23 protein-coding genes are annotated in these 26,365 nt (G+C 63.2%); 8 read left to right on the forward strand and 15 right to left on the reverse strand.

Annotated features, from left to right (window positions below; all coding sequences use genetic code 11):
* Positions 1-53: 53 nt before the first annotated feature.
* The 4 genes from C8K18_RS14840 to C8K18_RS14855 all read right to left on the reverse strand — a co-directional run bounded on the left by C8K18_RS14840 (position 54) and on the right by C8K18_RS14855 (position 4,341).
* Positions 54-1,334: an MFS transporter gene (locus C8K18_RS14840; RefSeq protein WP_006050432.1), complete on the reverse strand. Its 1,281-nt coding sequence runs from the start codon at positions 1,332-1,334 to the stop codon at positions 54-56.
* Between the two features lie 34 nt (positions 1,335-1,368).
* The gene (locus tag C8K18_RS14845) at positions 1,369-2,220 is read right to left on the reverse strand and encodes an amidohydrolase (RefSeq protein WP_107707926.1); all 852 of its coding nucleotides are present in this window, start codon (positions 2,218-2,220) and stop codon (positions 1,369-1,371) included.
* Positions 2,221-2,316: 96 nt separating this feature from the next.
* Complete coding sequence (locus tag C8K18_RS14850) at positions 2,317-3,342, reverse strand: amidohydrolase family protein (protein WP_053860503.1); 1,026 nt, start codon at positions 3,340-3,342, stop codon at positions 2,317-2,319.
* 24 nt (positions 3,343-3,366) lie between these two features.
* Positions 3,367-4,341, reverse strand: coding sequence for an ABC transporter substrate-binding protein (locus tag C8K18_RS14855; RefSeq protein ID WP_107707927.1), 975 nt, complete (start codon positions 4,339-4,341; stop codon positions 3,367-3,369).
* Between the two features lie 274 nt (positions 4,342-4,615).
* Between C8K18_RS14855 and C8K18_RS14860 the strand changes: the two genes are divergently transcribed.
* Positions 4,616-5,641, forward strand: a complete 1,026-nt coding sequence (locus C8K18_RS14860) for a porin (RefSeq protein ID WP_107707928.1) — start codon at positions 4,616-4,618, stop codon at positions 5,639-5,641.
* Positions 5,642-5,695: 54 nt separating this feature from the next.
* Here C8K18_RS14860 and C8K18_RS14865 read toward each other — a convergent pair whose 3' ends face one another.
* Positions 5,696-6,778 (reverse strand): AraC family transcriptional regulator, encoded by a 1,083-nt coding sequence (locus C8K18_RS14865; RefSeq protein WP_258196123.1) that lies wholly within the window; start codon positions 6,776-6,778, stop codon positions 5,696-5,698.
* A 146-nt stretch (positions 6,779-6,924) separates the two neighbouring features.
* Here C8K18_RS14865 and C8K18_RS14870 point away from each other — a divergent pair, with 146 nt between their 5' ends.
* Together C8K18_RS14870 and C8K18_RS14875 are read left to right on the forward strand one after the other, a co-directional pair.
* A complete protein-coding gene (locus C8K18_RS14870; protein WP_006050438.1) occupies positions 6,925-7,359 on the forward strand; it encodes a GFA family protein in 435 nt (144 codons plus the stop codon).
* A gap of 137 nt (positions 7,360-7,496) precedes the next feature.
* Positions 7,497-8,330, forward strand: coding sequence for a class I SAM-dependent methyltransferase (locus C8K18_RS14875; RefSeq protein ID WP_107707930.1), 834 nt, complete (start codon positions 7,497-7,499; stop codon positions 8,328-8,330).
* A gap of 228 nt (positions 8,331-8,558) precedes the next feature.
* On the opposite strand, the gene C8K18_RS14880 is transcribed toward C8K18_RS14875, so the two are convergent.
* From C8K18_RS14880 to C8K18_RS14890, 3 genes are all read right to left on the reverse strand, one after another.
* Positions 8,559-10,070, reverse strand: coding sequence for an aldehyde dehydrogenase (locus C8K18_RS14880; RefSeq protein ID WP_006050440.1), 1,512 nt, complete (start codon positions 10,068-10,070; stop codon positions 8,559-8,561).
* 20 nt (positions 10,071-10,090) lie between these two features.
* Positions 10,091-11,491, reverse strand: coding sequence for an MFS transporter (locus tag C8K18_RS14885; protein ID WP_107707931.1), 1,401 nt, complete (start codon positions 11,489-11,491; stop codon positions 10,091-10,093).
* A 717-nt stretch (positions 11,492-12,208) separates the two neighbouring features.
* The gene (locus C8K18_RS14890) at positions 12,209-12,940 is read right to left on the reverse strand and encodes an enoyl-CoA hydratase/isomerase family protein (RefSeq protein WP_029968870.1); all 732 of its coding nucleotides are present in this window, start codon (positions 12,938-12,940) and stop codon (positions 12,209-12,211) included.
* A 56-nt stretch (positions 12,941-12,996) separates the two neighbouring features.
* On the opposite strand from C8K18_RS14890, the gene C8K18_RS14895 reads away from it, so the two are divergent.
* From C8K18_RS14895 to C8K18_RS14905, 3 genes are all read left to right on the forward strand, one after another.
* On the forward strand, positions 12,997-13,779 hold the full coding sequence (locus C8K18_RS14895; RefSeq protein ID WP_107707932.1) for a GntR family transcriptional regulator: 783 nt from the start codon (positions 12,997-12,999) through the stop codon (positions 13,777-13,779).
* A gap of 15 nt (positions 13,780-13,794) precedes the next feature.
* Positions 13,795-14,316 (forward strand): DinB family protein, encoded by a 522-nt coding sequence (locus C8K18_RS14900; protein ID WP_006050444.1) that lies wholly within the window; start codon positions 13,795-13,797, stop codon positions 14,314-14,316.
* A 182-nt stretch (positions 14,317-14,498) separates the two neighbouring features.
* The gene (locus C8K18_RS14905; RefSeq protein ID WP_107707933.1) at positions 14,499-15,461 is read left to right on the forward strand and encodes a Dyp-type peroxidase; all 963 of its coding nucleotides are present in this window, start codon (positions 14,499-14,501) and stop codon (positions 15,459-15,461) included.
* A 14-nt stretch (positions 15,462-15,475) separates the two neighbouring features.
* Here C8K18_RS14905 and C8K18_RS14910 read toward each other — a convergent pair whose 3' ends face one another.
* The 6 genes from C8K18_RS14910 to C8K18_RS14935 all read right to left on the reverse strand — a co-directional run bounded on the left by C8K18_RS14910 (position 15,476) and on the right by C8K18_RS14935 (position 22,808).
* Positions 15,476-17,113, reverse strand: a complete 1,638-nt coding sequence (locus C8K18_RS14910; RefSeq protein ID WP_107707934.1) for a gamma-glutamyltransferase family protein — start codon at positions 17,111-17,113, stop codon at positions 15,476-15,478.
* Between the two features lie 63 nt (positions 17,114-17,176).
* Entirely contained in the window at positions 17,177-18,073 is an 897-nt protein-coding gene (locus C8K18_RS14915; RefSeq protein WP_107707935.1) for an ABC transporter permease, read from the reverse strand.
* Positions 18,073-19,017: an ABC transporter permease gene (locus tag C8K18_RS14920; RefSeq protein WP_107707936.1), complete on the reverse strand. Its 945-nt coding sequence runs from the start codon at positions 19,015-19,017 to the stop codon at positions 18,073-18,075. The genes C8K18_RS14915 and C8K18_RS14920 overlap by 1 nt, the downstream gene beginning before the upstream one ends.
* Before the next feature lie 6 nt (positions 19,018-19,023).
* The gene (locus tag C8K18_RS14925; protein WP_029968858.1) at positions 19,024-20,526 is read right to left on the reverse strand and encodes an ABC transporter substrate-binding protein; all 1,503 of its coding nucleotides are present in this window, start codon (positions 20,524-20,526) and stop codon (positions 19,024-19,026) included.
* A 105-nt stretch (positions 20,527-20,631) separates the two neighbouring features.
* On the reverse strand, positions 20,632-21,789 hold the full coding sequence (locus C8K18_RS14930; protein WP_258196124.1) for an ABC transporter ATP-binding protein: 1,158 nt from the start codon (positions 21,787-21,789) through the stop codon (positions 20,632-20,634).
* On the reverse strand, positions 21,786-22,808 hold the full coding sequence (locus tag C8K18_RS14935) for an ABC transporter ATP-binding protein (RefSeq protein WP_107708139.1): 1,023 nt from the start codon (positions 22,806-22,808) through the stop codon (positions 21,786-21,788). The genes C8K18_RS14930 and C8K18_RS14935 overlap by 4 nt, the downstream gene beginning before the upstream one ends.
* Before the next feature lie 126 nt (positions 22,809-22,934).
* Between C8K18_RS14935 and C8K18_RS14940 the strand changes: the two genes are divergently transcribed.
* Positions 22,935-23,801 carry a LysR substrate-binding domain-containing protein gene (locus C8K18_RS14940; RefSeq protein ID WP_029968854.1) on the forward strand — a complete coding sequence of 289 codons (867 nt, stop codon included), beginning with the start codon at positions 22,935-22,937 and terminating at the stop codon, positions 23,799-23,801.
* 173 nt (positions 23,802-23,974) lie between these two features.
* Positions 23,975-25,147 (forward strand): TIGR03118 family protein, encoded by a 1,173-nt coding sequence (locus C8K18_RS14945; RefSeq protein WP_107707937.1) that lies wholly within the window; start codon positions 23,975-23,977, stop codon positions 25,145-25,147.
* A gap of 253 nt (positions 25,148-25,400) precedes the next feature.
* On the opposite strand, the gene C8K18_RS14950 is transcribed toward C8K18_RS14945, so the two are convergent.
* A complete protein-coding gene (locus C8K18_RS14950; protein WP_053860493.1) occupies positions 25,401-26,258 on the reverse strand; it encodes a sugar phosphate isomerase/epimerase in 858 nt (285 codons plus the stop codon).
* Positions 26,259-26,365: the final 107 nt, after the last annotated feature.

Here is a 26,365-nt window from a genome sequence, read left to right on the forward strand (position 1 = left end):
TTTCTCAGTGAATTAGTGTTTCAACATTGGTCTCGACGGCGCCGGCGTGCGTGCTACGCCTCGCGCAGCGCAGGCTGCATTTCCGTGACCTTCGGCGCCCATTCGGGGCGATAAAGAATCGCCGTGGCGAGCGCTCCAATCGCGAGGAAGACGAGGATCACCATCATCGGCAGGTCATAGCTTCCGCTCACATGCAGCAGCCATCCGGACAGGCTCGCCGTCACGCCGCCCGCGAGACTCGTCGCGACCTGCTGTACGCCCGTGACGAGTCCGATCGCCTGCTTCGGAATCAGGGAGAGCCGCGACAGCACCAGGTTGTTCGCCGTCACGAGGCCAAGCAGCGAGAGCGACAGCACATTCCAGAAGAGCGCCATGTCGAGCGTCTGCGCATACGCGCCGAGCAGCACCGTGCATCCGCCGACAAAGCCGGTGATGGTGAACACCTTGCGCACGAGAATCGCGTTGTGCCCTCTTGCGATGATCCGGTCCGCCGCCCATCCCGCGAGCGCCGCGACGATCGCGATGCCGGCAAAGCTGAAGAAAGTGAAAAGCCCCGACTTGGACAGCGACAGGTGACGCTGCTCGACCAGATACGCGGGCATCCACGTCATGCAGTAAAACGTGAAATAGCCGTAGCAGAAGTTGGTGATCAAACCGCCCCACACCACCGGGCTCGACACGATGCTGCCGAGACTCACCATGCGCGCGCGCCGGTTCGCCGCCGCGAGCTGCGCCTTGTCCGGCAGATCGTTGCGCGCGAGCAGTAGCCAGGGCGCGAGCCAGATAAGCCCGACGAGGCCCGTGGCGACGAACATCACCTGCCACGAATAGTGGACGATGAACCATGCGCCGACCGGCGCGCCCAATGCCGGGCCGAACTTGTTGCCCATCGCCAGCAGCCCGACCGCGAGACCATTCTGGCTCTCGTCGAAGTTGTTGCGAATCCAGCGGTAGCTCGCCGGAATCACAATCGCCTCGGCCATCCCGATGACAAGACGCATCACGACGAGGCTCGCGAGCGCCGTGACCGCGCCCATCATCGCGGTGGCGACGCACCACAACGCGAAACTGATCGCATACGGCCACTTCACGCCGTAGCGGTCGGCGACCCAGCCCATCGGAATCTGGAACGCACCGTACGACCAGAAGAACGCCGCGTTGATCCAGCCGCGATCCACATTGGTGAGCGCGAAGTGCCGGATGAAGTTCGCGTCGGCGAGCGTCGACGAAATGCTGGTGCGGTCGACGAACGAAATCAACACGCCGAGCGCAAGGAGTGCGAGCACCGCCCACCGGCTCACGCCTGCCTGTCGTTCAGATCTGCTTGTCTCCATCTTCTGTTTTCTCGTTGGTTTGTGTGAGGCTTGCTCAGGCCAAGGCGGGATACAGCCGCCGTGCGGTGTCGCCGAAGATCCACGCGCGATCCGCTTCGCTCAGGCAGGCGAGGCCGGCTTGCGCGGTCGCGAGAATGTCGGCGAGCGTGCCCGGCGAGGTCGGATAGTTCGAACCCCACGCGAGCCGCTGCGCGCCGAATGCGTCGGCGACACGCGGGAAAAAAGTTTCGGCGCTCGCCTGGTCCTTTTTCACATCGCCGAAAATGCGCGGCGTGAGCTTCAGGTAGATGTTCGGCAGCTCCGCCAGATCGAAGAGGCTCTGCGCTTTTGCATACGGCGCACCGTCGGCGACTTCGGGACGCGCCAGATGGTCGAGCACGATCCGCACGTTCGGAAAGCGCCGCGCGAGCGCCGTGACTTGCGGCAAACCGATCGGCCCGGTCTGGATGCACATCGGCAGCCCGAGTTCGCCGCACAGTTCCCACGCGGGAAACGAGCGCGGGTCGTCGAGTTCGCTTGGATCGAAGTCCTTCGTGCTGCCGCCCGTGAAGAGGCGCAGGCCCGCGAGGCCGCGCTCTGCCCAGCCGCGAATGACTTGCGGCGCATCGGCCTGCAATACGTCCACGGAACCGACGGCCACGAGACGCTCCGCGTATTTCGCGCAGCCGTCCACCACGTAGCTGTTGTCGAAGCCATACGTCGTCGACGAATGGACCACAGCGGCTCTCGCGACGCCGGCTTCGTCCATTGCCGCGATCAGCGTCTCGACCGTCGTGGGCCGCTCTTTCGACCAGTCCGAGCGCTTGCCGAACAACGGCGCCGGCGGGTAGCGGCTTTCGTCGTCGGAAATGATGTGCGGGTGAATATCAACGATTGAAAATGTCATGAGTGTCTCTGTGCTTTTCTGTGTGCCTGTCTATGTGCATGCTTATGTGCGTGCTCAGGTGCGCGATGTGTTGAGTTGCAGCGGCTCGCGCCGGCATCACTTGCCGCGAGCCTTCAGGCGCGCGTCGAGACGCGGATAGACGCGCCGCGCATTGCCTTCGAAGATCTTGTAGCGGTCTTCGTCCGAGAGCGCCGGGCAGGCGTCGATATAGCGCTTCGTGTCGTCGAAGTACTGGCCGGTGGACGGGTCCTTGCCGCGCACCGCGCCGATCATCTCCGAGCCGAACAGCACGTTGTCGGCCGGCACGACCTTGGTCAGCAGTTCGACGCCCGGCTGGTGATACACGCACGAATCGAAGAAGATGTTCTCGAGCAGCCCTTCCAGCGGACGCTCGCGCATTTCCAGCGACATGCCGCGATAACGTCCCCAGTGGTAAGGCACCGCGCCGCCGCCGTGCGGAATCACGAGGCGCAGCGTCGGGAAGTCCTTGAACAGATCCGACTGAAGCAGTTGCATGAAGACAGACGTATCCGCGTTCAGGTAATGCGCGCCCGTGCCGTGAAAACACGGATTGCACGATGCGGCGACGTGGATCATCGCGGGCACGTCGAGATCGACCAGCGCTTCATAGAGCGGATACCATTCGCGGTCGCTCATCGGTTTGCCGGTCCAGTAGCCGCCGCTCGGGTCGGGATTCAGATTGCAGCCGACAAAGCCCAGTTGCTCGACGCAGCGGCGCAACTCGGGAACCGAGTTGGCCGGCGCCGCGCCCGGCGACTGCGGCAACTGGCACACCGGCGCGAAATTGTCGGGGTACAGTTCCGTCACGCGATACACGAGGTCGTTCGACACTTCGGCCCATTCGAGGCTCGTCCGCTCGTTGCCCAGGTGGTGGCTCATCAGACCGGCAATCGGCGAGAACAGCGTGAGGTCGCTGCCGCGCTCGCGCTGCAGTTTCAGTTGCCCGTTGCCGATGGCCTCGCGAATCTGGTCGTCGGTGACATAAGCGTCGGCGCGCGACGGCGCGTTAGCGGGATCGTTCGCGAATTCGACCTGCTTTGCGCGCCAGTTGCGAAATGATGCGGGTACGGTCGTGAAGTGACCGTGGCAATCGATAATCATGGTTTCTCTCTAACTTGCGTGCGCTCAGCGTGCGAGCGGATCGACGAACAGCTCGTCGATGGACATGCGCCGCGGCGTCAGGCCCTGCCTGAACGCCGTCGCTTCGAGCGCCTGAATCGTCTTGAGGTTTTCGGCGAGACCGTAAGGCAGCGGGTCATGTCCGACGATCTTGCGCAACTCGATGTATTTCCTGTCGCTCGCGCTCGTGGCTTCGCCGGCATCGAGCCGCGCGAGCCATTCCTGCTTCGCCTGCGCGAAGGCATCGAATAGCGAGCGCGCGATCCACGGGTGCTCGGCCAGCACCGAATCCTTGACGACGATCGTGCCGTGCATCGGATAGACGCCGGTGCGCGCGTAGTACTCCGTTTCGAGCTCGGCCGCGTTCGGCAGCAGGTCGGGATAGTCGGCCTCGACTTCCTGCCAGCCGCCCGTCGGCGCGCCGGTGCGGCCGATGCCCGCGGCAGCCGCAAAGCCCGCCGCCAGTTCGCCCTTCTCCATCATTTCGGATAGCGAACTGTTGGCCGGCGCGTGAACCACATTCGGCGGCAACTTCAGTTGCGTCACGTGCTCTTCGTCGTCGACAACCCACGTCACTTTCGACGAATCGAGGCCGAATTCGTCGATCAGCACCTGACGCGTCCACACGCCGGTCGTCACCGAATAGGCGCGCACGCCGACCTTCTTGCCTTCGAGGTCCTTAGGCGTCTTGATGCCTGCGTCCGGGCGCACGAGCAGCCCGCCGTGGTGAAAGCGCCGCACGACGAACACCGGCAGCGCGACAAAAGGCGCGCCATAAGCGCGGGCGATGATGTAAGTGGTCGGCGCAAGTTCGCAGACATCGAACTCGACATCGCGGACCATCCGGCGAAACGCGCCGATCTGCGGCTTGACCGTGATGAATTCCGCGTCTACGCCTTCAATGGGAATGGAACCGTCACGGATGGCCGAGGTGTGCGGGTGCTCAGCAATTGCAATCTTGAGCGGGACTTTCCTTGTCAACTTCCTCTCCTTGGGAGTATTCGCCGCCGGCACCGGCGGAACACACCGGCGCCGGGCGCATCGTTTCGACGGACCCAGCATATTTGAGGAAGAGGCTCGCGTCCCTACACAAAAGTCACTTTCAATGGCACTTTTTTGTCAGCGCGCGAGCGTCGATCGGCATTTGAAAAGTGCCGGTGAAACTGGATTTTGTGCAGGGACGTACGCGCGGCGATCCCCTATTCTGCGTTCTCGCTTTTCGCGGCACGCCAAAAGAAACAGTCCCGGAGACAGAATGAAGAAGCTGGCCTATTCGCTATTGGCCGTTGCATCGGCATGTGCATTTAACGGCGCTTATGCGCAGTCGTCGGTGACGCTTTATGGCGTTGTCGATAACGGCATCGAATATCAGAACGGCGGTGCGGGAGGCGCGGTACGCGCGGTATCGAGCGGACTCTTCGCGACCGTGTATGGGCTGATGGGTCACGAAGACATTGGCGGCGGCGTGCGCGTCAACTTTCAGTTCGAGCAGGGCTTCTCAGGCGTGACGGGCGCGGCGACCGACCCGACCGCGTCGTTCAACCGGCTTGCGTGGATCGGCGTATCGGGGCGTTTCGGCGAATTGCGCTTTGGGCGGCAGAAGAAACCCGAATATCTGTTTCTGAACGGCGAAGTAGACCCGACCGCGGTCAAAAGCTTCGCATCGCCGATCAACAACTTTACCGACGCGTCCGTGCGCGCGAGCAACGCAATCGCGTACTTTCTGCCGGACTTCCGCGGGCTGACGGTTCAGGGCATGGTCTCGCTGCGCGATCAGACAACGAGCCCGTCCAACGGGCTGCGCTTCTATAACGTGGTCGCGCGCTATGTGCATGGGCCGTTTCATGTGGGGGCCGGCTATGAGTCGTCGGCGAATGCGACGGGAACGTCAGTGCAAAAAATCTTCCGCGCGGCGGCGTCTTATCGGCTCGGCGCCGCACGCTTTTATCTGGCGTATCAAACGGAGCGTCAGAGCGATCACACCGAGAAACGCGACATCTACGAAGCTTCGGGAACCTATCTATTCAATCCGTTCAACCGCTTTTCAGTGATGTACGGTTATGCGCACGACCGCACGGGCCAGGGCAACAACGCGCAGCAGGTCGGTCTGATCTACGAATACTATCTGTCGAGGTCGACGATCCTGTACACCGCTGCGGGGCTGATCCAGAACCGCCATCAGGCGCAATACACGCTCGACGGCACGCAGTATTCGGGCATCGCGGTTGAACCCGGCGCTTATGCGCGCGGTGCTATCGTCGGAATGACGCATAAGTTCTGACGGCGGCGAACAGCTTGCCGATCTGCATGATGAACCGCGTGGCCAGTAACCGGCTTATAGCGGCGAGATTCCACTGACACCCGTCTTGCAGCCGACCTCGGCCGAACATTCGCCTGAGAGAAAACGCGCGTTGGGCGCGTCGGACAACGAGTCGTGGCCGTCCGTCGTCAAGTGGCTGCGTCGCCAACTGGCGGGCGGCAAGCCGAATTCCCGCTTGAATGCGCGATTGAACGCCGCCTCCGACTCATAGCCCACCCTCTCCGCAATAGCCGTAAGTGACTGCGCTCCGTCACGTAACGCCTGTGCCGCAATTTGCAGACGCCAGCGCGCCAGATATTGCATCGGTGGCTGGCCGAGCAATTGAGTAAAGCGCTGTGCCAGCGCCGAACGGGAGAGGCCCGCTTTGCGGGCAAGTTCATCGACTGTCCAACCATGCGCCGGTTGCGCGTGCATTAACGCGAGCGATCGTCCCACGAAGCGATCGCTGACGCCGGCCAGCCATCCTTTGCGGTCCGCAGGCAGCGAATCGACACAACGCCGTACCGCCTCCACGAAAAGCAGTTCGGACAAACGTCCGAGCACGATCGCGCTGCCTACGCGCAATTCGGCTGCTTCGAGAGCCGCGAGTTTCAACGACGACTCCAGCCACGCGGATCTCGCGTCGTTGCGCATGTCGATCTTGAACATACGAGGCAATGCCGATAGCACCGGATTGGTCAGCGTATCGTCGCAGGCGAGGAAGCCGCAAATGAGCCGCGTTTTCGCGCCGCCCCCGCCGTAGCTCAACCTGATCACGTCGCCCGGCGCGGTTTCCAGATACTGCGACAGCATCTGGTGAGAGGGCGCCGGTTCGAGATCGACCGAACTGCCCATTAGATGCGCTTCGCCCTGCGGCACGACGAGAAGTTCTCCGGCATCGACGCAGATAGCGGACGACGGGTCGTCGACGAGCCGTGCGCGACAGCTTCCTTCCGTGATGAGGTGATAGGAGACGATGCGCTCCGCGCGCGGCAAAAACGATACGCACAACTCCCGCGTCGCCTCGCCGAAAACACACCACGGTGCAGTGAAGTCGGCGCTTAGATACACCGCTCCGCTCAGATGCACGAGGCGAAGTACGTCGGAAAGAGCATCCATGACGTCGTCCATCAGTTTCGGCGTCCTGCGCAAAATATCTGGACGACCGGTCATTCACCGATATGGCTTGCGTCCCGATACTAGCACTCACGCGAATCCGCAACAACGAACGGTAGAGCGCCGCCTTCCACCATCAGGAGAACGACATGAGTAACGCAGAGACTTATCGCGGTCAATGCTTTTGCGGCACCGTGCAATTCACGGTAAGCGGGGAGCCTGCGGGTATGGGCTATTGCCATTGTGAGTCGTGCCGAAGCTGGTCGGGAGCGCCCGTCAATGCGTTCACGCTGTGGAAGCCCGAGGCGCTGCACGTTACTCGCGGCGCCGATGATATTGGCACTTACAACAAGACAGCCCATAGCTACCGCAAGTGGTGCAAGTCATGCGGCGGCCATCTGTTTACCGAACATCCCGGGCTCGAACTGATCGACGTCTACGCCGCAGTCATCGCCGACTTCCCCTATGAACCCGGTGTGCACGTTCATTACCCGGAGTCGCGCCTTCGAATGAAAGACGGTCTGCCCAAGCAGAAAGATCTGCCGGGGGAAATGGGCGGCTCGGGCATCAGCGTTGCCGAATAGCCATTGCATCTCGCGGTTCTGGTTTGATTCGCCCGATCGTCGCGCGGGCTTTTTCACAGTGCAAGTTCGCGGCGTCATCTGAATGGCAGCAACTCTGAGTATTGACTCATCGCTGCCCCGGTTCTCAGGAGTCGTTTATGTCCGCAGTCGATTCTTCTTTTTTACCCGTCGCAGATTTCGCTGCCGTCAAGATCCGTCAACAGGCCGCGTGGTCGACCGGCAATTATGCTGTGGTCGGCACGACGCTGCAGATCGTCGGAGAAGCTCTATGCGAAGCGCTTGACCTGCGCGCCGGCTCGCGCGTGCTCGACGTTGCAGCAGGCAACGGCAATGCAACGTTGGCTGCCGCGCGCCGCTGGTGCGATGTCACCTCCACGGATTACGTCCCCTCACTGCTGGACGCCGGCCGTGCCCGCGCACAAGCAGAAGGTCTATCCGTCGAGTTTCAGGAAGCGGACGCGGAAGCGCTGCCCTACGCGGACGCCTCGTTCGATATCGTGATGTCGACTTTCGGTGTGATGTTCACTCCGGACCAGGCGAAGGCAGCGGCTGAACTGGCTCGTGTGTGCAAGCCGGGCGGCCGCATCGGCCTCGCGAACTGGACGCCGGATAGCTTCATCGGCCAGGTGTTCAAGACAATTGCCATGCACATTCCGCCACCTGCGGGCGTGGCGTCACCGGCGCTGTGGGGAACGAAGGCGCGGCTGGAAACACTGTTCGAAGGAAAAACCCGGAAGATCGTCGCGAACAGCCGCCACTTCACGTTCCGTTACCGCTCGCCCGAACATTTCGTGGAAGTTTTCCGCACGTTTTATGGGCCGGTGAACAAGGCATTTGGCGCACTCGAGGGCGAACGGCAAGCGGCGCTTCTCGGCGATCTGATGACATTGATAAAAAGCCGCAACCGGTCCGGCGACGCGACGCTCGTGCTGCCGAGCGAATACCTCGAAGTGGTGATTGAACGATCATGAACGGCGTCGGACGCAGCGCCGCCGTCCTGCACGGATTCGCGTCGCGCCTGTGGTCGGTGTTGGATCTTTCCGCTTAGCGCCGCACCATTGCAATCTGCTGCTTTGCCGCGCCTTCGTGCGCGGCAAAGCCAATCCATTTCCTCATGCCACGCATGTCCAAACGCAGCTCACTCCGACCAACCCGACAGCCGTGAGCGAAGTCAGTCCCCTTGCGTCACTCGAGAAGAATCAGTTAAGACGCTTAGGTTCGCCATCGTCCGCATACCAGTCGATGGTTTTGCCGCTCGTATTGATCGTCACCGCGCGCGGCTCGCTGAACTGATCGAACGATTCGACACCCGTCTCACGCCCCACGCCGCTGTTCTTGAAACCGCCCCACGGCGACGCCGGGTCGAGCCGGTGATGATCGTTGACCCACACCATGCCGAATTCGAGCTTGCTCGCCACGCGATGCGCCCGCGCGACGTCCTGCGTCCACACGGAAGCGGCGAGACCGAACTGCGTGTCGTTGGCGATGCGGATCGCGTCCGCCTCATCGTCGAACGGCATCACGACGGTGACCGGCCCGAACACCTCGTCCTGACCGATCTCCGAACGCGGATCGACGTCATACAGCACAGTCGGCTCGATGAAAAAGCCCTGCTTCAGGCTGGACGGCACGCCGCCGCCCGTCAGCACCTTCGCGCCCGCTGCCTTCGCACGCTCCAGCATCGCCAGAATGCGCTGACGCGAGCGCTCGGAAATCACCGGCCCGAGTTGCGTCTTCACATCGGCGGGATCGCCTACGCGAATGGCCGCCGCTTTCGCGCGGAAGCGTTCGAGAAACTCCGCATGGATCGACTTGTGCACCAGAATCCGCGCGCCGCACACGCAGGTTTGTCCCGCGCCGATGAAGGCCGCGAACGCTGCGCCGTTCACCGCTCGCTCCATGTCGAAATCGTCGAACAGAATCACGGCGCCCTTGCCGCCGAGTTCGAGCGTCGTCAACGCGAAGCTGCGCGCCGCGGCTTCGCCAATCGAGCGGCCGACTTCAGTGCCGCCCGTGAAAACGACCTTGCGGATCAGCGGATGCCGCGCAAGCGCCGCGCCCGCTTCGCGCCCTTCGCCGTTCACGACGTTCACGACGCCCTTCGGCACGCCGGCTTCATCCAGTAGACGCACGAGGCGCACGGTGGTCAGCGGCGTCTGCTCGGACGCCTTGATGACGACGCTGTTGCCGGTCGCGAGCGCGGGCGCAAGACTCTTCGACAGAATCATCAGCGGATGATTGAACGACGTCATCAACGCGACGACGCCGAGCGGCACGCGCTGCGTGTAGCACAGGTACGGCCCTTCGACCGGAATCACGTCGCTGCGGCGCGTCAGCGCAAGCGCGGCGAAATAGCGGTAGAACTGCGGCAGACGCGAAATCTGCGCGCGTGTCTCCGAGATCGGCCGGCCGTTGTTCAACGTTTCGAGCCGATAAAACTGTTCGAGGTCCGCTTCGAACAGATCGGCGAAACGATTCAGCACGCGCGCGCGTTGCTGGATCGGCATATCGCGCCACGCGCCGCTTTCGAACGCGCGATGGCCCGCGTGCACCGCGCGATCCACATCCTGCTCCGACGCGGCCGCGAGCGCGCCAATCACTTCACCGGTCGCCGGATTGACGATATCGAGCGTGCGGCCGGTGTCGGCGTCCGTCCATGCGCCGTCGATGAAAAGCTGTGCATCGAGATGGGTCTGGTTCACTGTGTCCATAGAGATCGATTCCAGGTGGTTCACTTCAGAGGCGATGCATGCGCATCGGTGCGCAGCGCATCGGGTGTCTGTGGGTCGGCGGGTTGCAGGTCTTCGAGACGCTGGCCGGTCGGCTCGACGCCGAGCCACGCGACGACGACGATCTGAATCGCGAGCAGGCCGATCATCAGTGCGAGTACGCCGACAATGCCGTGCCGCGCGTACAGCGCGATGACGATAAACGGCGTCACGATCGTCGCGCCGCGGCCCAGCGTGTTGCAGACGCCCGATGCGCGCAGCCGGACTTCGGTCGGAAAGAGTTCGGGTATGTAGATGGCGAACAGCAGCGCGACCAGCACGTAGATCGGAATGGTCAGCAACAGGCCGACGAGGGGCAGCAGCAGCGGATTCGAGACGAACGGATAGATCGCGCCGAACACGATCGCCGCGAGCGACGCGCCGATGATGGTCGGCTTGCGGCCCCACGAGTCCGCCGTCAATGCGCCGATTGCGGAGCCGATTGGCGCGCCGAGCGACATGACCAGCGCGAAGCCGAACGACTTCGCGATGCTGAAACCCTGATGCACGAAGAACGTCGGCAGCCAGGTAACGAAGCCGTACAGCAGCGTATTGATGACGACGAGCGTCACGCAGCCGACGATCATCCGTTGCAGCATCGCGCCGCTGAACAGCGAGCCGAACGACAGCGCAGCCGCAGCCTGGCTCGGCGTTTTCGCAACGGCTGGCGGCGGCAGCGGTTGGCCGCCGTGCGCTTGCGCGACTTCGTCTTCGATGCGTCGCAGGATCGCGTCCGCCTCCGCGTGACGGCCGACCGAGTCGAGCCAGCGCGGCGACTCGGGCAGCGACTTGCGCGCATACCAGACGCCCAGCGCGCCGAAGCCGCCGAGAACAAACATCGCGCGCCAGCCGAACGCCGGAATCAGCGCGAGGCCGATGAGCCCCGCGACCGGCAACCCGGACACGACGAACACAGCCATCAGTCCTTGTAGCTTGCCGCGCTTTTGCGGCGGCACGAATTCGGTCAAGGTCGAATAGCCGACGACGTTTTCCGCGCCGAGGCCCAAGCCCATCACGAAGCGGCACGCAATCAGCATGCTCATGTTCGGTGCGAGCGCCGCGCCGAGCGAGGCGAGTCCGAACACTGCAAGATTCGCCTGATACGTGAAGCGGCGGCCGAAGCGGTCGCCGAGAAAACCGGTGCCGAGCGAACCGAGCATCATGCCGAGAAAAGTCAGCGACACGAAAATCGCGTTCTGGCCGATTGTCGAGAACCCGGTTTTCAGCGTGGCGCCGAGCACCGTCGACGCGACGTAGATGTCGAAGCCGTCGAAGAACATGCCGATGCCGATCAGCCACATGATGCGCCGATGAAATCCCGACATCGGCAAACGGTCGAGCCGCGGGCCTGCGTTAACGTTCATGTCTGTCTGTCTCCTGTCGACGGGAGTTAGTGCTTCAGCACTTACTCCCGTCCCATGCACCGCTGTCGACGGGAGTTAGTGCTTTAGCACTTACTCCCGTCCCATGCAAAGCTGTCGACGGGAGTTAGTGCTTTAGCTGTCGGCCCGAGTTAGTGCTTCAGCACTTACTCGGGTCCCATGCAAAGCACTTACTCCCGTCCCATGCAAAGCTGTCGACCGGACTTGGCGCTTTAGCGCTTAGTCCGGTCCCATGCAAAGCTGTCGACGGGAGTTAGTGCTTTAGCTGTCGACCGGAGTCAGTGCTTCAGCACTTACTCGGGTCCCATGCAAAGCACTAACTCCCGTCCCATGCAAAGCTGTCGACGGGAGTTAGTGCTTTAGCTGTCGACCGGAGTTAGTGCTTCAGCACTTACTCGGGTCCCATGCAAAGCACTTACTCCCGTCCCATGCAAAGCTGTCGACCGGACTTGGCGCTTTAGCGCTTAGTCCGGTCCCATGCAAAGCTGTCGACGAGAGTTAGTGCTTTAGCTGTCGGCCCGAGTTAGTGCTTCAGCACTTACTCGGGCCCCATGCAAAGCACTTACTCCCGTCCCATGCACCGCTGTCGACGGGACTTGGCGCTTAAGGTCGTTGCCGCTGGCGTTCTGCGCAAACACGAGCCGTCCCGCGATAAAGTTCGCGCTCGCCGTCTATGAACTTCGATGAAAGAACCTGCGCTCAGCGCCCCTGCATCAGCCGCAGGCTCGCGACGGTCAGCATGTCGGTCGCGCTGCGGAAGTTCTGTTCGGTCGTGCATTCCTCCGCCGCCAGGAAGAATGCCTTGCACTGGCGCACGCCCGCATCGTCGAGCGCGAGAATGCGCTCGGTGAGCGCGTCCGCGTCGCTGCGCAGCATTGCGGGCTCGCAGACCTTCGTGATCAACCCCGCCTGCAACGCGGCCACGGGCGTCAACGCGTCGCCGAACAGGACCATCGGAAACAGCGCCTTCGGCAAGGCGTAGCGGCCCGCATACGCCATGATCGCGGCAGGCGGCAAACCCTTGCGCATCTCGGGAAACGCGAGCGTCGCGCGCGACGAGACCAGCGTGAAGTCGCACAGAATCGCCAGTCCGAAGCCGAAGCCGTGTGCATCGCCCTGCACTTCCGCGATCGCAATCATCGACGTGCCGCGCACGAGCCGCTTCAGTTCGATCAGCCGCGCGACTTCCGAACGGATCGACACCGCATCGCGCGCGGCGCGCTCGCGTCCCGTGCAGAAAACGTCGCCGCTCGCACGGATGCGCAGCACGCGCGCGGTCGGCTCGGCGGCTTCGCTGCGCAACGTCGCCGTCATCGCGTCGAACATCGGGCCGGAAATCTCGTTACCCGCGTCCGGGCGATTCAGCGTAAAGCTCAGCACGTCGCCCGCTCGCTCGATCAAAACCGGCTGCGGCAATGGACTGCGATCCATGACATCTCCTGTTGTATAATCTGTATACAGCGTATTCACATGATGACGAGGTGTCAATGCCTTCCAGCAAAACAGTGGTCAAGACTGTCGGCGCCGCCGCGCGCAAGCGCGCGAAAGAGCCTCATGCAGGCGCGCATTCGCTAGACAAGATCGCGATCAAATATCACTCGCGCCTGCGCACGGTCCATGCATCGAGCGACTCATTGAGCGAGGGTGTGGTGGTGCCCGCGTTGCGCGAGGCGATCGTCGAGGGCGTGCTCGCGCCGGGCAGCCGCCTTTCGGAAGTGCAGGTCGCGAAGCAGTTGAACGTAAGCCGCACGCCGATGCGCGAGGCGTTCGCGCAACTGGAACGCGAGGGACTGGTGACGGTCCTGCCGCGCGTCGGCGCGTACGTGCGCGCGGTGACGCTGCGCGATGTCGAGGAGATTTACACGGTGCGCGCGGCGCTCGAATGTCTTGCCGTGCAACTCGCGTCGGAGCGCATCACGGCGCTCGGCACCGCGCAATTCGACGACGTGATCGAAGCAATGCAAGCGAGCGTCGATGCCGACGATCCGGCGAGTTACGTCGATGCGCTGGATCGCTTCTACACACTCGTGATGACGATCGCCGACAACCGCACGCTACAGGACAGTCACGCAGCTTTGATCGGACCTGTGCGGCGCTTGCGACGCATTGCGATGGCGCGCGGCGGCCGCATGCTCGCGTCGTTCAGGCAGGCGGTCAAGATTCGCGATGCCATTGTGAACCGCTCGCCGAACGTGCAGGACCTGATGCGCGAACAGTTGGCCGGCGCGTGCTGTGCGGCGCTCGACGTGTTAAACGACGCAAATGAATAATCGAGGAAACGAGTCATGATCAATACGCAAACCGCCCGCATTCTTTCCCGCTACAAGAGCTGGGCCGACACGGTGCTTTTCGACGCCACCGGTGCCCTCGCGCCAGAGGAAGTCGTCAAGACGCGGCAGACGTTGTTCAAAACGATGATCGGTACGCTGAATCATAACTATGTGGTCGATCTGATCTGGAAGGCGCATCTCGAGCGCAAGGAACACGGCTTCACGACGCGCAGCGTGGTCCTGCACGCCGAGCTGAACGACTTACGTCGCGCGCAACAGGATGTGAACGCATGGTTCGAACGTTGGGCCGATGCACAAAGCGATGCGTCGCTGGCTGAAGAGCTGACGTTCGCGTTCATCTCGGGCGAGCGTTCGACGATGTCGCGCGGCGCGATGTTCATGCATCTCGTGAATCACGCTTCGTATCATCGCGGGTGGGTCTGCGAAATGTTCTTCGAGGTTCCCGCGAGACCGCCGACTACCGACCTGCCGGTTTTTATCGCGGCCCACCCGGAGTCCGGTTTTTCGCGCGCTTAGCCGCTAGCAGTCGTGTCGACATGGCTAGCGGTATTTATGAAGACCTACACTCTCACAGGTATTGCGGGGCGCTGTGTATCCTTCGGGGAAGCCGGCGGGCGAACCAGGGTTCATCTTGTGCTCGTAGTGGCGCCCCTTGATCATGCCGCGACTGCCCGCTAACGGATATCTGGGAGAGGCAAATGACTGACAGCAGTTGGGACCGAGTCCCAATCGATTCGCAAAGCATCGATGCGCCACTGTCGCGTGCGGCGGTGTTTCTCACCTTGACGGTCGCCGAGGGTCGCGAGGCGCTACAGGTCGTCGCCGGCGTCCTGGACGGTCTCGACGATCTGATCAAGACGGTCGGCTTTCGCGATCTCAACGGCCGGCTGTCGTGCATCACGGCCCTGGGGTCGGCGCTGTGGGACCGTTTTCAGACAGGCAAGCGCCCGAAGGAGCTGCGCCCCTTCACGCCGATCGAGGGTCCAACGCACACGGCACCGGCCACGCCCGGCGATCTCTTCTTCCATATCCGGGCCGAGCGCGAGGATCTCTGCTTTGAATTCGAACGCCTGCTGATGGACCAACTGGGCGATAGCGTGACGCTGGCCGACGAGGTTGCGGGCTTTCGCTACTTCGACTCGCGCGACCTGCTTGGTTTCGTCGATGGCACAGCCAACCCGACCGGTCGCGAGATAGGCTCGTCAACGCTGGTCGGCAGTGAGGATCAGGAGTTCGCCGGCGGCAGCTACGTGGTAGTGCAAAAGTATCTGCATCAAATGCAGCCGTGGGCTCGGCTTCCCAGGAATGAGCAGGAACAGATCATCGGCCGGGAGATCGTCAGCAACGTGGAATTGCCCGACGCGGCGAGCGGCCAGAAGTCGCACAAGACCCTCGCCACGATTGTGGACGACGACGGCACCGAGCACGATATCCTGCGTGACAACATGCCCTTCGGCCGCCCCGGCCACGGCGAATATGGGACCTACTTCATCGGCTACTCCAGGCATCTTTGGGTGACGCAAAAGATGCTGGAGCGCATGTTCCTCGGCGATCCGCCGGGCATGCACGACCGCCTGCTCGATTTCTCGACTGCGCACACCGGCGCGGTGTTCTTCGCTCCGGCGCCGCGCACGCTCAGTGCCCTGTTGCAAGCGGTGTAGGTGGAACGCCCCGATCAGAACCCGGCGGCCAGTCCATCGCGCCGGGTGTCGCTCGCGGCGACATAACCGCGTTCGGGATCGTTGCGGTCGAGCTTCCAGATGTACTGCCCGGAGCCGAAATCCATATACGGATCGTCGACCGATTTGATCGTATGGCCGAGCCCCTGGAGCGCGCGCACCGTGTCCACATCGAGCGTCGCTTCGACGTCGACCGAGAAGTCGCGGTTGACCTTCCAGCGCGGCGCGTCGCAGGCGGCCTGCGGTTGCTGGCCGTAGTCGAGCATGCGCACGATCGATTGCAGATGCCCTTGCGGCTGCATATCGCCGCCCATCACGCCGAAGCTCATCACCGCTTCCTGTGTGCCGTCCACCTGCTGCGTGAGGAACGCGGGGATGATCGTATGGAACGGCCGCTTGCCGCCCTCGACCACGTTCGCCGACTTCGGATCCATTGAGAACCCATAGCCGCGGTTCTGCAGCGAAATGCCCGAGTCCGGCACCACGATGCCCGAGCCGAAGCCCATGTAGTTCGACTGGATGAAGCTGACCATCATGCCGCGCTCGTCCGCCACCGACATGTAGATCGTGCCGCCCGCCTTCGGCATGCCGAAGTCGAATTGCGTGGCACGCTTGCGGTCGATCAGCTTCGCGCGCGACTTCAGGTACGCGTCGTCGAGCATCTGTTCCGGCGTGACCTCCATCGAGCGCGGGTCGGCGACGTACTGGTAGACGTCGGCGAACGCGAGCTTCATGGCTTCGATCTGCAGATGCTGCGATTCGATGCCGTCGACCGGCAGCGAGCCCAGGTCGAACTGTTCGAGAATGCCGAGCGCGATCAGCGCGGCAATGCCCTGCCCGTTCGGCGGAATCTCGTGCACCGTGTGGCCGCGACAGTCCTTGCTGATCGGCTCGACCCAGTCGACACGGTAGTTGCGCAAGTCGTCCATCGTGAGCGCGCCGCCGCCCTGGCGCGAGAACGCGGCGATCTGTTCGGCGATCTCGCCTTCGTAGTAAGCGCGCGGCCCCTGCTCCGCCAGCTTGCGCAGCGTCTTCGCGTGGCCGGGAAAGCGCACCAGTTCGCTGACTTCCGGCGCGCGGCCGCGCGGCATGAACGTGTCGGCGAAACCCGGCTGATCGCTGAGCTCGGGCACGGCCGCCGCCCACTTGTACGCAACCACGCTTGCCACCGCGTGACCCCGTTCGGCGATCTCGATCGCCGGCTCCATCAGGTCGGCGAACGGCAGCGTGCCGAACTTCTGATGCAACGCCTCCCAGCCGGCGATGACGCCCGGCACCGTCACGGCATCCCAGCCGCGCTTCGGATGCTTCGCGAGACCGTTTTCCTCGCCGTACTTACGCTTGAAGTAATCGACGTTCCATGCCGCCGGCGAGACGCCGGACGCATTCAGGCCATGCAGCTTCTTGCCGTCCCAGACGAGTGCGAACGCGTCGCTGCCGAGGCCGTTGGAGACCGGCTCGACGAGCGTGATCGCCGCCGCTGCGGCAATCGCCGCATCGATGGCATTGCCGCCTTTCCACAACATGCGCAAGCCGGCTTGCGCGGCAAGCGGATGAGACGTCGAAACGATGTTGCGCGCGAACACGGGCAAGCGCGGTGTCGGATACGGGTTTTGCCAATTGAAACGTGTCATTGAAAACTCAAACGAAAGTGATGAGAGGGCCAGTCGGCCGATGAAAGCGGTGACGGAATCCGGTCACGACTCGCGCGGATCGAGCGCATCGCGCAGACCGTCGCCAAGCAGGTTGAAACCGAGCACGGCCAGGAAGATCGCGATGCCGGGGAAAATCGACATCCACGGCGCCTGGCTGACAAAGTCCTTCGCGGTGTTGAGCATCGAACCCCACGACGGCGACGGCGGCAACTGGCCGAGCCCGAGGAACGACAGACTCGCTTCGGCGATGATCGCGGTCGCGATCGTCAGGCTGGCCTGCACGATGATCGGCGGCAGCACGTTAGGCAGAATGTACCGCACAATGATCCGTGCGTGGCCGAGGCCGATTGCCCGCGCGCCTTCCACGTAGTCCTCCGCCTTCACGGTGATCGCCTGGCCGCGCGTGAGCCGGACGAAGCGCGGCATCGCGGAGATGCCGATCGCGGCCATCGCGTTGGTCAGGCTCGGTCCAAGGAACGCGGCGAGCGCGATGGCGAGGATCAGGAACGGAATCGACAGCAACGCATCGGCGATTCGCGAGATCACGCCGTCGACGAGCTTGCCGAAATAGCCGGCGAGCAAGCCGAGCGGCACGCCGATCGCGACCGCGATGCAGACCGACACGACGCCCGCCAGCAACGACGCACGCGCGCCCCACAGCAGACGGCTCAGCACGTCGCGGCCGAGTTCGTCGGTGCCGAACCAGTGCGCGGCCGAAGGCGCCTGCCGCACGGTCATGAAGCTGGCCTGCACCGGGTCGTAATGTGACAGCCAGGGCGCGAAGACCGCCATGACGACGATCAGCAGCACGAGCGCCGCGCCGAACACGGCGGCGCGATTGCGCATGAATTTCACCAGTCCGCGGCGCTCGCGGCGCGGCAGTACGGTCGTCTGCGACGCAGCGGCCGAGGCACGAACGGGGGCGGCGGGAGTAGCCATCAGCTGCGTCTCAGTCGGGGATTGAGGAGGACGTACAACACGTCGGCGCACAGGTTCACGACGATGAAGCACAGCGCGGTGACGAGCACGACGCCCTGCACGACCGCATAGTCGCGATTGAACACGGCGTCCACGATGAGCTTGCCGAAGCCGGGGATCGTGAAGACCTGTTCGGTCAGCACCGCACCCGCGAGCAGTTCGCCGAACAGCAGCGCGAGCACGGTGACGATCGGAACCAGCGCGTTGCGAAAGGCGTGCTTGACGACGACGGTGCCGCGCAGCAGCCCTTTGGCACGCGCGGTCCGGATATAGTCGGTGCGCAGTACGCTCAGCATCGCGCTGCGCGTGTGACGCATCAATTGCGCGCCGAGCGAAGCGCCGAGCACGAACGCGGGCATCAGCATCGTCTTGATGCTGAGCCAGAAGTCTTCGGTCGGCGACACATAGCCTGACGACGGCAACAGATGCCAGCGCACCGACACGATGAAGATCAGCATGATCCCGAGCCAGAAGTTCGGGATCGACATGCCGGACAGCGCGAACACGTTGGCTCCGTAATCGAGCGCGCCGCCGCGGCTCGCGGCGGAGATGACGCCCGCCGGAATGCCGATACCGATCGCGAAGATCATCGCCATCGCCGCGAGTTGCAGTGTGACCGGCAGCTTCTGCGCGATCAGCGACGTCACCGGCACGTCGGTGCGCAGCGACGCGCCGAGATCGCCACGCACGACGTCACGTACCCACAGCGCGTACTGCGTCGGCACCGGCTCGTCGAGGTGGTACTTGACGCGCAGCGACGCGATCAACTGCGGGTCCTGGTCTTCCCCGGCCATCGCCGTCACGGGGTCGCCCGGCAGCAGCTTCTGCAGGCCGAAGATCAGCATCGACACCAGAATCAGCGTCGGAATGGCGACCAGCATGCGATTTGCAATGATCCGCAGCATGACCGCTCAGCCCTTGATACTGACGCCGCGCAGGCGGACCAGGCCGTCGGGATACGGCGTGAAGCCTTGCACCTTCTTCGACAGCTCGAACGGCCACGGCTGGTTATAGACATAGACGATCGGATCGTCGTCGGCGAGCAGCTTCGACGCCGCTTCGTAGTCGGTTTTGCGTTCCGCGGTGGTCAGCTTCACGCGCGCGGCGTCGAGCAGGCGGTCGACTTCGGGGTTGCAGTAATGCGCGTAATTGAGGTTGCCGGAGCACGTGTTGAACTGATGCAGGTTGCCGTCCGGATCGACACGGCCCGACCAGCCGAGGTACATCGCCTCGAAGTCGCCGCTGTGGGCGGCGTTGAGTTCGGTCGCGTAGTCGGTCGGCCGCAGCTTGAGATTGAAGCCGGCTTCGCTGACCATCGCCTGCATCATCTGCACGATCTGGCTCGACACCGTGTTGTTCGGATAAGTGAACTCGATGTCGACATGCTCGTGGCCCGCCGCCTTCAGCAACGCCTTCGCCTTCGCGATGTCGCGATGCGACATCGGCAGCGACGCGTTGTAGTACGGGCTCGACTTCGGCACCGCCTGATTCGCGGGCGCGAAGATGCCCGCGCCGATCACCTGGTTGATCGCGTCGCGGTCGATCGCGAGCTCGAATGCCTGCCGCACGCGCTTGTCTTTCAGCACCGCGTTGCTGCGCTTGCCGTTGCCGATATTGAACGTCACGTAGTAGTAGCCGAAGCCGCTGACCGGCGCGAACCTGAAGTTCGTGTCGCTCTTCGCCGACGCGACATCGGACGGCGCGAGGCGCTCGAGCATGTCCAGCGAACCCGAGCGCAGATTGGCGAGGCGCACGGTGCTGTCCGGAATCGGCAGGAACACGACGCGCTGGATCGGATATTTGTCGGCGTCCCAATAGCCGGCGAATTTCTCGAGCACGACGCGATCGTTCTGCACCCGCTGAACGAACTTGTACGGCCCCGAACACACCGGATGCGCGGCGACGCCGGCCGGATCGGCGAGCGTCTTCGGCGCGAGCATCATGCCGGCGCGGTCGGTCAGCGTCGCGAGCAGCGCGGCGTCGGGCTGCTTCAGCACGATGGCAACCGTGTAGTCGTCGATGACGTCGACGTGATCGACCGACGCCAGTTCGCTCTTGCGGTTGCTCGTCTGCAGCGTGCGGTCGCGGTCGAGGTTCGCCTTGACGGCGGCCGCGTTGAACGGCTCGTCGTTCTGGAACTTCACGCCTTTGCGCAGCTTGAATGTCAGCGTCTTGCCGTCGGCGCTCGTCGTCCACGAGGTTGCCAGCATCGGTACGATCTTCTGGTCGGGCGTGATATCGACGAGCGCGTTGCACAGCGACGCAAACACGATCCGGTCGACGAGCTGCACGCTGCGTGCGGGGTCGAGCGAACCGATGTCGTCCTGCAAGCCGATCCGTATTGTCTGACCGGTCTGGGCCATCGCGGCGCCGGCGCCAAGTGCGAGCGCCGCGGCAATCAACATTCTTCGCATGAGCATTTTCCCTTTGTATTCCGATTCATCAAACGGTGTGGTGAAGAGGCTGGCGGCGCGGCGCGCGTCCCGCTTGTTCGCTCGAATTTCATCGCGGCCACCGGCTCAGTCGCCCGCGGAAGCTAGCGCCGTCTGGCGCTCGCGGTAGATCGCGAGCCGCTCGATCAATTTCGGACTGACGCTCGTGGCCAGCGGTGCGCCGCTGCCGGCGTTCTGGATCTCGCGCCAGAAGTGGCATGCGACCTGCCGTCCGTCATCGAGTCGTTCGCTGACTGGCCGCACTTCAGCGCAATGCGGCTTCGCATGCGGACAGCGCGTATGGAAACGGCAACCCGAAGGCGGCGCGGTCGGACTCGGCAGATCGCCGGACAACGCGGGCTTCGCACGCCGCTCGTGCGGGCTGCTCGCCGGAATCGCGCGCAGCAGTGCTTGCGTGTACGGATGCAGCGGCGCGTCGAACAGTGCATCGACATCGGCCAGCTCGACGATCTCGCCGAGATACATCACGGCGACGCGGTCGCTCATATGGCGGATCACCGCAAGGTCGTGCGCAACCATGATCAGCGTGAGGCCGAGGTCCTGCTTGAGCGTCTCCAGAAGATTGATCACCTGCGCTTGCACCGAAACGTCGAGCGCCGACACCGGCTCGTCGCCGACGATCAGCTTCGGCTCACCGGCCAATGCTCGCGCGATGCCGATCCGTTGCCGCTGGCCGCCGGAGAATTCGTGCGGGTAACGGTTCGCGTAGGCCGGTCGCAGGCCGACCGTGCGCAGCAGTTGAGCGACGCGCTCGCGGTGCCCGGCGCTGTCGGGCGCGAGCCCGTGCAGCGCGATCGGCTCGCCGACGATCTTGCCGATCGTCATGCCCGGATTCAGCGACGCGAACGGGTCCTGAAAGATGATCTGCATTTCGCGGCGCAACCGCCGCAGGGGCGCGCCTTGCTCATGCGTGATGTCCTTGCCTTGATAGAAGACGCGGCCGTCCGTCGAATCGATCAGACGGAGCAGCAGGCGGCCGAGCGTGGACTTGCCGCAGCCCGATTCGCCGACGATCGCGAAGGTCTCGCCCGCCTGGACCGCGAACGACACCTCGTTGACTGCATAGACGGTCGGCGTGCGCATGAAGAGCTGCCGCGTACCGCCAAAATGCTTCGTCAGCGAGCGCGCCTCGATGATCGGCGCCGGTGAATGAGAAGCCGGCTGCGAGGCCGGCTGTGCGTGCGGCGTCGGTGCGTGCGGGGTCGGTTCAGTGGGCGTCGTCATGCCATTTCCTCACGCAAGAGCGGCGCGGCGACCTGTTCGACCGGCGCGAGCCAGCACGCAACGCGATGCACGCCGGCGATCACCTTGTCGGGCGGCGCGGCGTCAATGCAGCGTTGTTCGGCGAACGGGCAGCGCGGCGCGAAGCGGCAGCCGTGCGGCATCAACTCAGGCGACGGCACCGAACCGCGGATCGTCGCAAGCGCGCCTTCCCGCTTGCCGACCGAAGGAATCGCGCCCATCAGGCCGATCGTGTACGGATGTTGCGGGTCGTCGAACAGATCGGCGACGGTGCCGTATTCGACGATGCGTCCCGCGTACATCACCGCCACGTGGTCGGCGACTTCCGCGACGACGCCGAGGTCGTGCGTGATCAACACCATCGCGGTGCCGGTCTCGGCTTGCAGATTCTTCACGAGCGCCAGCACCTGCGCCTGGATGGTCACGTCGAGCGCGGTTGTCGGCTCGTCGGCGATCAACAGGCGCGGGCGATTGGCGAGCGCCATCGCGATCATCACGCGTTGGCGCATGCCGCCGGAAAGCTGATGCGGGTACGCATCGAGCCGGGTTTCCGGCGCCGGAATCCGCACCAGCCGCAGCATCTCGAGCGCCTCTTCGCGCGCTTGCCGGCGCTCCACATTGCGATGCCGTCGGATACTTTCGCCGATCTGCTCGCCGACCGTGAACGCCGGATTCAGCGACGTCATCGGCTCCTGAAAGATCATCGACAGCCGGTTGCCGCGAATATCGGCCAGTTCGCGCTCGGACAGCGCGAACAGGTCCTTGCCTTCGAAGTGCGCGGTGCCGGCGACGCGTTGCGCAGGCGGACTCGCGAGGAGCCCCATCAGTGCGAGCGATGTCACGCTTTTGCCGCAGCCCGATTCGCCGACGATGCATAGCGTCTCGCCAGTGCCGACCGAGAACGACACCTCATCGACGAGGTTGGGCGCGTCGGCGTCGCGCGAAAACTTCAACGAAAAGCCGCGAACCTCGAGAACCGGTCGGCGGGCGTCATCGGTCACGCTGGGAAACTCCATATCGTGCTGCTAGTCCTGTTCAAGGCTGTCTCGCGGCGATTATGTGGTGCGCTTTACGACAGAAAATATTAATATTTCTTACCCGTACTTAACTTTTCTTGAGGATGAACGATGCCCACGCTGCGCATGCTGAGGACCTTTCGGGCAGTCGCGCGCACCGGATCATTTGCGGCAGCGGCCGACAGCGTCGCGCTGACCCAGGCGGCGGTCAGCCTGCAGATGCGCGGGCTCGAACAGGCGCTCGGCCGCCAGCTATTCGACCGCAGCGGCCGGCAGATCGCATTGAGCCGCGACGGGCAAGATATCTGGCCGAAGGTCGAGCAGATTTTCGACCTGCTGGCCGAACTGGAGGCGACGCCGGCGGATTCGATGGTCGGGCCGGTGACCATCGGCGCGGTGGTGTCGGTGATCGGCGCGCTCTCGCTGGTCATCGCGCGTCTGAAGGCCGCGCATCCGCAACTGGATGTGCGGCTGCTGTCGTCGCGCTCCGACGAACTGGCGCGGACAGTCGAGGCGGGTGAGGTCGATATCGCGGCAGTCGTCGCGCATGCCGACACCACCCTGCCCGACACGCTGAAGTGGACGACGCTCTACACGGAGCCGCTGATGCTGGTGGTCAGCCGCGAAATCGGCGACAACGATCCGCGGCGGATTCTGCGCAGCTATCCCTTTCTGCGCTTCGACCGGCGCGTGCGCACCGGGCGCGTCGTCGAGCATGCGCTGCAAACAGCCGGCGTGACGGTCAACGAATATCTCGAACTCAATTCGATCGAAACGATCGTCGCGCTGGTGCGCGAAAATGTCGGCGTCGCAGTGTTGCCGCTTCTGCATCGCGGCAACTGGCAAAACGATCCGTTACTGCGAGTGCTGCCGATTTCAGATCCGCCGGTGTTGCGCACAGTCGGCATGATCCAGCGCGCGTCATATGGCCGGCCCGGCATCACGCAGGCGATTATCGATACGCTGCACAGCGACTGAGCGGCCGGACATGGCGTGTGCGCTGTTCTGTTCTATGACTCAATCGATCCGCAGCGGATCGCCAGTTCAGCCATACAAAGCACCCGCAAATAATTTCCCACCACTGGAATAAACCCGTTCGCCTTCCCGTTCATTCAGCGTTGTGACCTTTGGACGGAACAAGGAGTGCGGCCATGAAGTCTCTACTCGCAGCGTTCACTGTCGTAGCGTGCGGCGCGGCTATCGCGACACTCGCGTCGTGCGGCGGCAGTTCCAGCTCGAACAGTTCCGGGCCGCCTTTGCAGTCATCGTTCACCGCAACGGCGCTCGTCTCGGACGGCGCCGTGTCGGCGGCGCACACGGACCCCAATCTGAAGAATGCCTGGGGCGTGGCCTTCAATCCGAAAGGCTTCGTCTGGGTCGCCGACAACGGAACCAACCTCGCGACACTCTATGACGGCAACGGCGTGCCGCAATCGCTGGTCGTCACGATCCCCAATGGTACGAATGGAACAGCGTCGCCGACCGGCATCGTATTCAACGGCACGCAAAGCTTCAACGTGACGCGAAACGGCAAGACGGGCGTCGCCGCGTTTATCTTCGTGGGAGAAGGCGGCACCGTCACCGCGTGGGCGCCCGCCGTTGGGCCGACGAATGCGTTTGTCATGTACGACGACGGCACCGGCGGCGCCGTGTACAAGGGCCTCGCGCTCGCGCCGAACAACGGCAACAACTTTCTCTATGCCACCGATTTCCATAACAGCAAAATCGACGTCTTCGACACCAACTTTGCCAAAGTCGCCATGCCCGGCGCCTTTGCGGATCCATCCATTCCTGCCGGCTTCGCGCCGTTCGGCATCCAGTTGATCGGATCGAATCTGTTCGTCACCTACGCGAAGCAGGATGCCGACAAACATGACGACGTCGCCGGAGCAGGACTCGGTATGGTCGACGTATTCGACACGGCGGGCAATCTCAAGCAGCACTTTGCAACGGGCGGCGCGCTGAATGCGCCGTGGGGTATTGCGCAAGCGCCGGGCAATTTCGGCTCATTGAGCGGCGCGGTGCTGATCGGCAATTTCGGCGACGGCACGATCAACGCGTTCAACGCATCGAGCGGCCAGTCGATGGGCGCCATCAAGAGTTCGAACGGCAAGGCGATCGTCGAGCCGGGTTTGTGGGGCATCGCGTTCGGCAACGGGCTCGACAATCAGCCCGCCACTACCCTCTTCTTCGCCGCGGGGCCCAATGACGAAGCGGACGGTGTCTATGGAAGAATCGATTTGAATCCGGCATCGACCTCGGGTTCCGCCACGGGAACGAGTACAGGCACGAGTTCGAGCGGCGGCGCCAGCATCGGCATGTAGGTTGGGGGCAATCGTGCGGCCGCTAAGGTGGGACGAGCGGCCGCGTTGCTTTGAGCACCGCGAGCGCCCGAGAATCGTACAGCGGCCTGTCGGCCATCACCCTGCGGACAAAGGAACTGCTGAGCGGGAAGTAGTTCTCTTCAGGAGAGAAGGTCGCTCGTCGGGAACGAGCGACCGGCAAGTCGAAGCCTCCAAAAAAGCGGCCGCAAGCGTCTGGCGGCGGCCGTTCGCCTACCTGGTTCAGGCGTCGCGCTCAATTCTCGAACTGCCGAATCGTCGCGTTGTACGCACGTGTGGCCATCTCCTCGAGCGGCAGCTTGCGCTCGACTTCCGACAATATTTCCACGCCCCACGGCCCGTCAAAGCCCGTCGCCTGGACTGCCTTGATGAAGCCCTGCACGTCGAGTACGCCTTCACCCGGCAGACGGCGTTTGTGGCAGGTGTCCATCCACAGCGGCTCGATTGCGTAACGGTCCGCGTCGTCGAGTTCGATGCCCTTGATAAATTCCGGCTTGATTGTGGCGATTTCCTTGAAGTCGACGTTGCCGCGGCTCAGGTGCCAGATGTCGAGCAGCAGACCCGCGTTCTTCCTGTTCGCGCCTTCGACGATGGCCTTGCCGGTTTCAATCGTGCGTACGTTGCTGAACGGCATGATTTCCAGCATCACTTGCGTGCCACGCTTCTGGGCATCGTCAGCCAGCTTGCCGAATTCATCGACCATCAGCGGGATGTTTGCGGTTTCTTCGCCAATGCCTGGACCGACCTTCACGATGCGCGCACGAAGTTCTTCCGCAGCCTTCAGGTAGTAGTACCGCATGCTGTCCGACGTGCGGCGGCGCTCGCCGGTTTGATACCAGTCGACCAGGAACTCAAACTCGACGTGCTTCATGCCGTTGGCTTCGAGGATTCGGCGCATTTCCGGGAAGCCGATCTTGTCGGCCGTTGCATAGATATCCGAATGAATCAGGCCGATGCCGTCCCAGCCCGCTTTTGCTGCCGCTTCAACGCGATCCTTGAAGCTGAATGGACTGATTTCCGTGGGGCCAAACGGAAAGACGTCGCCCGACAGGGTGAAGTAAGCAGCAACAAGTTCGACTTTAGATCTGGACATGAAAACCCTCGTTAAGAAAGCAGCGACCGACCCGACGGGCGTCGCTAGAAAACCATGCCCTGAACTATCGCGTAGAAACGGCAGCGGATAAACAACCCTCGAATCGT

The sequence above is a fragment of the Paraburkholderia sp. GV068 genome (assembly GCF_003058125.1).
GTDB classification, from domain to species: Bacteria; Pseudomonadota; Gammaproteobacteria; order Burkholderiales; family Burkholderiaceae; genus Paraburkholderia; species Paraburkholderia graminis.